The organism is Burkholderia sp. Ac-20384, assembly GCF_017104605.1.
GTDB classification, from domain to species: Bacteria; Pseudomonadota; Gammaproteobacteria; order Burkholderiales; family Burkholderiaceae; genus Burkholderia; species Burkholderia lata.
Genome location: NZ_JAAGPE010000351.1, coordinates 1 through 8,734, shown reverse-complemented (window position 1 = coordinate 8,734; position 8,734 = coordinate 1). Strand labels below are relative to the sequence as shown.

At 68.9% G+C, this 8,734-nt stretch carries 9 protein-coding genes and 1 pseudogene; 7 read left to right on the top strand and 3 right to left on the bottom strand.

What is annotated here, in order from left to right; all coding sequences use genetic code 11:
* A partial coding sequence (locus tag G3O00_RS36770) for a DUF3348 family protein (protein WP_241025507.1) occupies positions 1–246 on the bottom strand: 246 nt, incomplete at its 3' end.
* A gap of 437 nt (positions 247–683) precedes the next feature.
* Here G3O00_RS36770 and G3O00_RS36765 point away from each other — a divergent pair.
* The gene (locus G3O00_RS36765; RefSeq protein ID WP_206145942.1) at positions 684–1,895 is read left to right on the top strand and encodes a hypothetical protein; all 1,212 of its coding nucleotides are present in this window, start codon (positions 684–686) and stop codon (positions 1,893–1,895) included.
* Positions 1,896–1,982: 87 nt separating this feature from the next.
* Here the strand turns inward: G3O00_RS36765 and G3O00_RS36760 are convergent, their stop codons facing one another.
* The gene (locus G3O00_RS36760; protein ID WP_011356053.1) at positions 1,983–2,621 is read right to left on the bottom strand and encodes a LysE family translocator; all 639 of its coding nucleotides are present in this window, start codon (positions 2,619–2,621) and stop codon (positions 1,983–1,985) included.
* A gap of 151 nt (positions 2,622–2,772) precedes the next feature.
* On the opposite strand from G3O00_RS36760, the gene G3O00_RS36755 reads away from it, so the two are divergent.
* The 5 genes from G3O00_RS36755 to G3O00_RS36735 all read left to right on the top strand — a co-directional run bounded on the left by G3O00_RS36755 (position 2,773) and on the right by G3O00_RS36735 (position 7,560).
* Complete coding sequence (locus tag G3O00_RS36755; protein WP_041493374.1) at positions 2,773–3,237, top strand: GNAT family N-acetyltransferase; 465 nt, start codon at positions 2,773–2,775, stop codon at positions 3,235–3,237.
* 49 nt (positions 3,238–3,286) lie between these two features.
* A complete protein-coding gene (locus G3O00_RS36750; protein ID WP_206145941.1) occupies positions 3,287–3,865 on the top strand; it encodes a hypothetical protein in 579 nt (192 codons plus the stop codon).
* A 208-nt stretch (positions 3,866–4,073) separates the two neighbouring features.
* Positions 4,074–5,453 (top strand): FAD-containing oxidoreductase, encoded by a 1,380-nt coding sequence (locus tag G3O00_RS36745; RefSeq protein ID WP_206145940.1) that lies wholly within the window; start codon positions 4,074–4,076, stop codon positions 5,451–5,453.
* Positions 5,454–5,544: 91 nt separating this feature from the next.
* Positions 5,545–6,447: a LysR family transcriptional regulator gene (locus G3O00_RS36740; protein ID WP_174934468.1), complete on the top strand. Its 903-nt coding sequence runs from the start codon at positions 5,545–5,547 to the stop codon at positions 6,445–6,447.
* Positions 6,448–6,570: 123 nt separating this feature from the next.
* Entirely contained in the window at positions 6,571–7,560 is a 990-nt protein-coding gene (locus G3O00_RS36735) for a zinc-dependent alcohol dehydrogenase family protein (protein ID WP_206145939.1), read from the top strand.
* A gap of 59 nt (positions 7,561–7,619) precedes the next feature.
* On the opposite strand, the gene G3O00_RS36730 is transcribed toward G3O00_RS36735, so the two are convergent.
* Entirely contained in the window at positions 7,620–8,513 is an 894-nt protein-coding gene (locus G3O00_RS36730) for an SDR family oxidoreductase (RefSeq protein WP_174934464.1), read from the bottom strand.
* 95 nt (positions 8,514–8,608) lie between these two features.
* Between G3O00_RS36730 and G3O00_RS36725 the strand changes: the two are divergent.
* A pseudogene (locus G3O00_RS36725) lies at positions 8,609–8,734 on the top strand (transcriptional regulator); the annotation flags it as partial.

Below are 8,734 nucleotides of genomic sequence, written 5' to 3'. Positions count from 1 at the left end.
GGCCGCGACGCCGGGCGGGCTCGCATTCAATGCGGACGACAGCGTGATCGCGTCGGTCCAGCCGAGCCACTGGCTCAGCCGGTCGGACAGCGTCTGCCTGGATTCCGCGACGTCGGCATCGGCCAGGCGCGCGAGCAGCCGGACGAGCGCCGGTCCGCTCAGCGCCGGGCGCGGAGGTGCTTGCACCATGCTGCAAACCGTCAAAAAAGGCAGCAGTTTACACGTCGCCGGGAGGTCGGCCGCCAGAATCGGGGAAGCGACGCCGTTCGGCGCGGCGCGCGACACACGCGAACGCCCGCCGCGCAAGGCTTGGCGGGTGACCGGGGGGGCTGCGGCGACGGTCCGGCCGCGCCCTTGCCCTTGCCCTTGCCCTTGCCCTTGCCCTTGCCTTCGCCTTCGCCTTCGCCTTCGCCTTCGCCTTCGCCTTCGCCTTCGCCTTCGCCTTCGCCTTCGCTCTCGCCCTCGCCCTCGCCCTCGCCCTCGCCCTCGCCCTCGCCCTCGACCTCAACCTCGCCCTCAACCGCATCGCCCGCCGGTTGCGAATATCGTCCGACGATACCTGCCGCGTTGCGCTACCATCGCAGCACCCGTCGAGCCACGCGTGCCGGCCGCGGGGGGCGCCTCTGAGAGCGGGCGCCACCGACCCACAACGACAACAGACGGGCCCGGCCCGACCGCCCACGATGCTTGCCAATCTCGTCACGCGCCTGCGCGACCGTTTCGGCAAACCGCCGACCCCGCAGGCCTTCGCCGAACGCCTGATCGCCACGCTGCGCGCATCGGGCGACACCCGCACCTGGCGCCACGAGGACGAGAAGGGCTGTCTCGTCCAGTCGGATGTCCCGTCGAACATCATCAACCTGAACAACCTGTTTCGCGACTATGCGGCCGCGAAGCCGTCCGAGCGGGACACCGTGCTGAAGCGGCAGGCGAACGCGATGATGCAGCACGAGATCCCGGCGGATTTTGCTGCCGCGCGCGCGAAGCTGCGCCCCGTGATCCGCAGCGCGACCGAACGCTGCGTGACCGCGCTGCAACTGGCCGGGCAGCCCGGCATACTGGCGCTGGCGTTCCGGCCGCTGTGCGAGAACATCGAGATCGGCATCGCGTACGACGGCGAGTTCAACATCGCACGCCTGCCGACCTCGACGCTCGACCAATGGGGTGTCTCGTTCGACGAAGCCTGCGACATCGCGATCGACAACCTGCGGGCCGAATCGTCGACGCCGTGGGCCGCGCTGCCGAACGGGGTATTCCTGTCGCAATTCGACGACTCCTACGACGCGGCGCGGTTGCTGCTGACCGACCTGCTCCACCGGCAGCCGATCGCCGGCGCGCCGGTCGTGATGGCGCCGAACCGCGCGGTGCTGCTGCTCACCGGCGACCGCAATCCGGCCGGGCTCGCCGCCATGGTCGACCTCGCCGAACAGGCGCAGGCGCAGCCGCGCGCGCTGCCGCCGCTGATGCTGCGCTGGGATGGCACCGCCTGGCAGCGCTTCGTGCCGGCAGGGCTCGAAGCGAAGCTGCATGCGCTGCGCATCGGCGAGCTCGCGGGCGACTACCAGGATCAGCGGATGCTGCTCAACGACGTGCATGAGCGCGACGGCACCGACATCTTCGTGGCGAGCTACTCGGTGTACAAGCGCCAGGACGGCAGCCTGTTCAGCGTCGGCGTGTGGAGCGAGGGCGTGCCGTCCCTGCTGCCCGAGACGGATATCGTCGCGCTCCATCGCGAGTCGACCGGACAGTCGGCCTACGTGCCGATGGCCGAGTTGCTGCGCACCTGCGGCGACCTGATGACGGCCACCGGGCATCGCCCGGTGCGCTATGAAGTGAAGGAATTTCCGGACGACGCGCGGTTCGCGGCGCTGCTGGCGCGGTTCAGCGAGGCGTGATGCCGATGCGCATTCGCACGGTGCGCGCCGGCAGCCAGCCACGGGAATGGCCGACCGCCGTGCGATGTGGATCAGGAATGGAAGCGGTCAAATGCCCGCTTTCGGTGCATTCAGGATCAGTCGAAGACCGAGCAGCGTGATCGCACCGGCGGCGACGCGGTCGACCCACTTCTTCGCGCGCAGGTAGAGCTCGCGCGGCCGACGCGTGGAAAAGCACAGCGCGACGATCGTGTACCAGCCGAACTCGACGCCGAACACGAGCGGCGGCAGCGCCAGATAGCACCACAGCGGCGGATGCTGCGGGAGCAGCGCCGCGAAGATGCTGCCGTACCAGATCGCCGTCTTCGGGTTGCTGAGCTGGGTCGTGAGGCCCGTCCAGAAGGACTTGCGCGCGCTGCCGCCGGCCATCGCCTGCGGATCGTCCATCGCGATCGGCCGGTCGGCGCCGCGCCAGATCTTCGACGCCATGTAGATCAGGTACGCGCCGCCCGCCAGCTTGAGGCCCACGTACAACCATTCGACCGCCTGCAGCAGCGTGTAGAGCCCGGCCAGCGCGACCCCGCCGAACACGATGCCGCCGATGCCCATGCCGAGCGCGGTGGCGAGCCCGTCGCGGCGCGACAGCCCGATCGAATTGCGGGCAACCAGCACGAAGCTCGGGCCCGGAATCATCGCGCCGAGAAACAGCGCAGCCAGGATGGCGAGTACGGCAGCCGATGCAGTCATCGAAGTCTCCTTGGTGAGCGACGCCGAATCGCCGACGCCTGCGTGTCGTTTCCGACGGTCGAAGCGCTGATTCTGGCACGCTTCGCACATGGCCGAAAGCCGCCTTGCGCTGCTATGCTGGCCCTCTTTCCCGTCCTTCGCGCCGCCCCCCATGATCGAGATCCGCGCCGCCCGCTATCCCGACGACGCCCGCGTCGTCGAGGCGATCTTCCGCGAGTACATCGCGAGCCCCACCGTCAGCCTCGAATTCCAGGACTACGAGCCCGAGATCGCCGCGCTGCCCGGCAAGTACGCGGCGCCGCGCGGGCTGCTGTTGCTCGCCTGGCACGGCGAGCGCGTGGTGGGCTGCGCGGCGTTTCGCGAGATCGACGACACGACGTGCGAGATGAAGCGCGTCTACGTGCGCCCCGAAGCGCGCGGGCTGAACGTCGGCCGCCAGCTCGTCGAACGGCTGCTGCACGACGCGAAAACGGCCGGCTATGCGCGCATGTGCCTCGACGTGCTGCCGGAGTTCGTCGCGGCCCGGAAACTGTATGCATCGCTCGGCTTCACGCCCGCGCCGCCGGTCGCGTTCAATCCGGTGCCGGGCACCGAGTTTCTCGGGCGGGACCTGTAACCGCCACGCCATCGGCACCTCTTTCTTCCTTTCGACCGGACACCCCGTGATGCGTGTTTCCCGCCTGCCCTTCGTGCTCCTCCCGCTGCTCGCCGCGTTTTCGTTCAACGCCCGCGCCGGTGACCTGCCGAAATCGATCGCCGCGCAGTTGCCGCCCGGCTACCAGCCGCTGCTCGCGCATGCCGGGCCGGAGGTCGACAACGGGCGGCACAGCTTTCTCGTCGTCGTGCATCGGGCGGTCGATACGCGCGAGCAGCCGTCGCCGCGTCCGCTGCTGATCTTCGAGGAGCAACCGGATCACGCATTCCGGCTCGTCGCGCGCAACGACCAGGTCGTGCTGCGCGCGAACGAAGGCGGCCAGTGCGATCCGTTCGATCCGGAAGACGCCGCCGACAACGGCTTCGCGATAAAAGGCCGCTATTTCACCGTGCAGAATTTCGTCGCGTGCGGGCAGCACTGGAGCGACTACGTGACGTTCCGCTACGACCCGCACACGCACGGGTGGCTGTTTTCGAACCGGATCGTCACCCAATCGTTTCCGCTCGACGACCAGCCCGATCACGTCACCGTCACGCGCGCCGACGCGCACCGGCCGGTGTCGTTCAGTCAGTGGCAACGCAAGGACTGACGCGGCCGGGGCAACGCGCTGCAACCGGTTGCGTCGCACGCCGGCCGGCGCGGGCGCGGCCGGACGCAGTCACCTCCCGCTTCTCCCGCACTCGCGAGCACACGCCAACAGGACTACCATAAGCGCTCGCCGTCGCGCGACCGTGCGCCGGCCCCGCACGCGGCTCGCCCGCACGCGTTCCCTCGCTGCACCCGCACAGGAGGACGTCATGACGCAACACTTCGACGCGATCGTCATCGGCACCGGGCAGGCCGGGCCGCCACTCGCCGCGCGGCTGTCCGCCGCCGGGATGAAAGTCGCGATCATCGAACGCGGCCGCTTCGGCGGCACCTGCGTGAACACCGGCTGCATCCCGACCAAGACACTGATCGCGAGCGCGTACGCCGCGCACCTCGCGCGGCGGGGCAGCGAATACGGCGTGTCGGTCGGCGGCCCCGTCACCGTCGACATGAAAGCCGTGAAGGCACGCAAGGACCATATCTCCGGCCGCTCGAACCAGGGCGTCGAGCAATGGGTGCGCGGCCTCGCGAACACGACCGTGTTTCAGGGTCACGCCCGCTTCGAGCGCGCCAACGCGGTGCGCGTGGGCGACGCGCTGCTCGAAGCGGAACGCATCTTCATCAACGTCGGCGGGCGCGCGCAGGTGCCGGCCATGCCGGGCCTCGACACGGTGCCGTACCTGACCAACTCGACGATGATGGACGTCGACTTCCTGCCCGACCATCTCGTGATCGTCGGCGGCAGCTACATCGGGCTCGAATTCGGCCAGATGTATCGCCGCTTCGGGTCGAAGGTCACGATCGTCGAGAAGGGTTCGCGCCTGATCCGGCGCGAGGACGAGGACGTGTCGCAGGCCGTGCGCGACATTCTCGAGAAGGAAGGGATCGACGTGCAGCTCGATGCGACCTGCCTGAGCGCACGGCGCGACGGCGACGGCATCGCGGTCGGCCTCGACTGCGCGGGCGGCGGCCGCGAGGTCGCAGGCTCGCACCTGCTGCTTGCGGTCGGACGCGTGCCGAACACCGACGATCTCGGGCTCGACCGTGCGGGTGTCGCGACTGACGCGCGCGGCTATATCGAGGTGGACGAACAGTTGCGCACGAACGTGTCCGGCATCTGGGCGCTCGGCGACTGCAACGGGCGCGGCGCGTTCACGCACACCGCGTACAACGACTTCGAGATCGTCGCGGCCAACCTGCTCGACGGCGATCCGCGCAAGGTGTCCGATCGCATCGCGGCGTACGCGCTGTACGTCGATCCGCCGCTCGGCCGCGTCGGCATGACGCTCGCCGAAGCGAAGCAGACGGGCCGCCGGCTGCTCGTCGGCACGCGCCCGATGACGCGCGTCGGCCGCGCGGTGGAAAAAGGCGAGAGCCAGGGTTTCATGAAGGTGATCGTCGACGCGGACAGCCACGCGATCCTCGGCGCATCGATCCTCGGCGTGACGGGCGACGAAGTCGTGCACGGGATGCTCGACGTGATGGCCGCCGGCGCGCCATACACGACGATCAGCCGCGCGATGCACATCCACCCGACCGTGTCGGAGCTCGTGCCGACGCTGCTGCAGGATCTGCATCCGGTCGAATGACGCACGGCCCGACGGGCGGTCACGCGCCGGTGTCGCATCGGTGGCGAGCGGTATGCGAAGATGGCCGCTCGCCACGACACCCGGGAACGCCATGGACCGCCTGCAAGCGATGCAGATCTACGTACAGATCGTCGAGCGCGGCAACTTCACGCAGGCCGCCGACGCGCTGCAGCTGCATCGGCCGGCCGTGACGAAAGCCGTGCAGCAGCTCGAGCAGGAGCTCGGCGTGCGGCTGCTGAACCGCAGCACGCGGCGCGTCAGCGTGACCGCCGAAGGCGAGGCGTTCCATGCGCGCTGCGTGCAGTTGCTCGGCAGCATCGACGACGCGTTCGCGTCATTCCCGAAGCAGCGCACGATACCGAAGGGCCGGTTGCGCATCGACATCGCGCTCGCGCTGGCGAAGACGGTCGTGATTCCGGCGCTGCCCGATTTCCAGCAGCGCTATCCGCAGATCGAGCTCGTGCTCGGCGCGAGCGACCAGCCGGCCGACCTGATCGGCGAAGGCATCGACTGCGTCGTGCGGGTCGGCAAGCTGAAGGATTCGAGCATGGTCGCGCGCACGGTCGGCGCGGTGCCGATGGTCACGTGCGCGTCGCCCGCCTATGTAGCCCGCCACGGTTTGCCGCGCACGCTCGACGACCTTCGCGCGCATCGCGCCGTGAACTTCTTTACCGGCAGCAATCGCAAGCTGCTCGAATGGACGTTCCGCCCGCACGGCGAAACCGTCTCCGTGAAGCTCGCGAGCAGCCTGCTCACGGACAACTCGGAAGCGCTGCTGTCCTGCGGGCTGGCCGGCCTCGGCATCGTGCATGGGTTGCGGCCCGCGCTGCAGCCGAGCATCGATTCGGGCCAGCTGATCGAGCTGCTGCCCGGCGTGCCGGCAGAGCCGAAGCCGGTGTCGGTGCTGTACCCGAACCGCGCCCATCTGTCCGACAAGGTACGCGCGTTCATCGACTGGCTGACCGAGCTGTTTGCGCGGCGTTATCCGGCGTAGAACAGGTGTGCGTCGATTGTTATTCGTCGAATAACAATCAATGATCGGGTCGCGCGTTTATCCGGCGCGGGTACCCGCCTACAGTGCTCCTTCATCGACACCCGTTCATTGAAGGAGCCCTCCATGTCCCGCATCGTTCGTTTCCACCGCGTCGGCGGCCCCGACGTCCTGCAGATCGACACCGTCGACGTGCCCGCGCCGGGCCCCGATGAAATCCAGCTGCACGTCAAGGCAATCGGCCTCAATCGCGCGGAAATCATGTACCGCAGCGGTGAATACACGTTCATGCCGCGTTTCCCTGCAGCGCTCGGTTACGAGGCATCGGGCATCGTCGCGGCGGTCGGTTCCAACGTGACGGCGTTCGCCGAAGGCGATGCGGTGAGCGTCGTGCCGGCGTTCTCGTTCGCCGACTACGGGATGTACGGCGAGGTCGTCAACGTGCCCGTGCATGCTGTAGTTCGGCATCCGGCAGGGCTGTCGTTCGAGGAAGCGGCCGCGACGTGGATGATGTTCGTCACGGCCTGGGGCGCGCTGATCGAGCTCGGCGGGCTGCAGCGCGGCGACACGGTGCTGATCGGCGCCGCGTCGAGCAGCGTCGGGCAAGCGGCGATCCAGATCGCGAACCACGTCGGCGCGGTGCCGATCGCGCTGACGCGCGGCGAATCGAAACGCCAGGCGCTGCTCGACGCGGGTGCGAAGCACGTGCTCGTCGGCAGCCCTGCCGACCTGCCGCAGCAAGTGGCGGACCTCACCGGCGGCACCGGCGCGCGCCTCGTATTCGATCCGGTCGGCGGCCCGGATGCGGCGAACCTGCTGCGCGCGCTGGCCACGAACGGCACGTACTTCCAGTACGGCGCGCTCGACACGCGCGACATCCCGGTGCCCGTGATGGACCTGCTCGCGCGCCACCTGACGCTGCGCGGCTACGAGTTGTTCGAAATCACCGGTGACGCGCAGCGGCTCGAACGCGCGAAGCGCTTCATCGTCGACGGGCTCGCAGCCGGTGCGCTGAAGCCGCTGATCGATCGCACGTTCGCGTTCGACGACATTGCGGAAGCGCATCGGTACATGGAAGCCGGTGCACAGGTCGGGAAGATCGTCGTCACGGTCTGAACGTGGCAAGGCGGGCATGCCGTTCGACAACGACGGCACGCCCGCCGCGCGCCGCGTGCTCAGCTCTCGAAATACCGCGGCCGGTCGATATCGGCCAGCAACCCCGGCTGCGTCGGCGCCCAGTCGAGCCACGCACGCGTGCGCTCGCTCGTGGCCGGCGCATCCATCCCCGCGAACATCGCGAACCAGCCGAAGTGTTCGCCGGCTTCAGCCGCCGTTTTCGCGACGACCGGCACGTTCAGCCGCCGGCCGATCACTTCCGCGATTTCCCGGAACCGCACGCCCGTATCGTCGACCGCGTGATAGCGCGCGCCAGCCGCGCCGCGTTCGATCGCGAGTCGATAGACGCGCGCCGCATCGAGCCGGTGTACACCCGGCCAGCGGTTGCCGCCATCGCCGAGATAGGCCGATGCCCCCTTCTCCCTCGCGAATGCAATCAGGCGCGGCACGAAGCCGTGATCGCCGTCGCCATGTACCGACGGCGGCAGCCGCACGACCGACGCATGCACGCCGCGCGCTTCGAGCGCGACCGCGGTTGCTTCGGACGCACGCGGGTAAGTCGACGACACCGGCACGTGCGGATCGTCTTCCGTCGCCGCGCGCCCGGGTGCGACGAGCGCGAGGCCCGACGTGACGACCAGCGGCCGCGCCGAGCCCGCGAGCACCGCACCGATCGTCTCGATCGCATGACGGTCGAGCTCGCAGTTCTGCGCGAAGCGCGAGAAGTCGTGATTGAATCCCGTATGGATCACCGCATCGGCGGCTTCGGCGCCGCGCGTGAGGCTGTCGAGATCCTCCAGTGACCCGCGATGGACGTCGGCGCCCGCCGCCGCGACCGACGCTGCGGCCGCATCGGACCGCGCGAGACCGAGCACCGCGTGGCCAGCGGCAATGAGTTCGGCCACGACGGCAGAGCCGACGAACCCCGACGCTCCAGTAACAAAGACACGCATGTTCAACACCTCCGGATGGCATGGAGGCTTACTATCTGTCGACGGCCGCTCGCGGTGAAGTCGTGACGGTTTACCGGTAAACGAATTAACAGGATATGGCTGACGCCCCCGACAACCTGCTCGGCGCGTACCTGCGGGACCGCCGCGAGAAACTCGACCCGGCCGCGCTCGGGCTGCCGGCCACGCGCCGCCGCACGCCGGGCCTGCGGCGCGAGGAGGTC

Coding starts and splice junctions, on each gene's coding strand:
- G3O00_RS36735 (WP_206145939.1), top strand. CDS start 6,571: ATGTCCCGCATCGTTCGTTTCCACCGCGTCGGCGGCCCCGACGTCCTG.
- G3O00_RS36740 (WP_174934468.1), top strand. CDS start 5,545: ATGGACCGCCTGCAAGCGATGCAGATCTACGTACAGATCGTCGAGCGC.
- G3O00_RS36730 (WP_174934464.1), bottom strand. CDS start 8,513: ATGCGTGTCTTTGTTACTGGAGCGTCGGGGTTCGTCGGCTCTGCCGTC.
- G3O00_RS36765 (WP_206145942.1), top strand. CDS start 684: ATGCTTGCCAATCTCGTCACGCGCCTGCGCGACCGTTTCGGCAAACCG.
- G3O00_RS36750 (WP_206145941.1), top strand. CDS start 3,287: ATGCGTGTTTCCCGCCTGCCCTTCGTGCTCCTCCCGCTGCTCGCCGCG.
- G3O00_RS36760 (WP_011356053.1), bottom strand. CDS start 2,621: ATGACTGCATCGGCTGCCGTACTCGCCATCCTGGCTGCGCTGTTTCTC.
- G3O00_RS36755 (WP_041493374.1), top strand. CDS start 2,773: ATGATCGAGATCCGCGCCGCCCGCTATCCCGACGACGCCCGCGTCGTC.
- G3O00_RS36745 (WP_206145940.1), top strand. CDS start 4,074: ATGACGCAACACTTCGACGCGATCGTCATCGGCACCGGGCAGGCCGGG.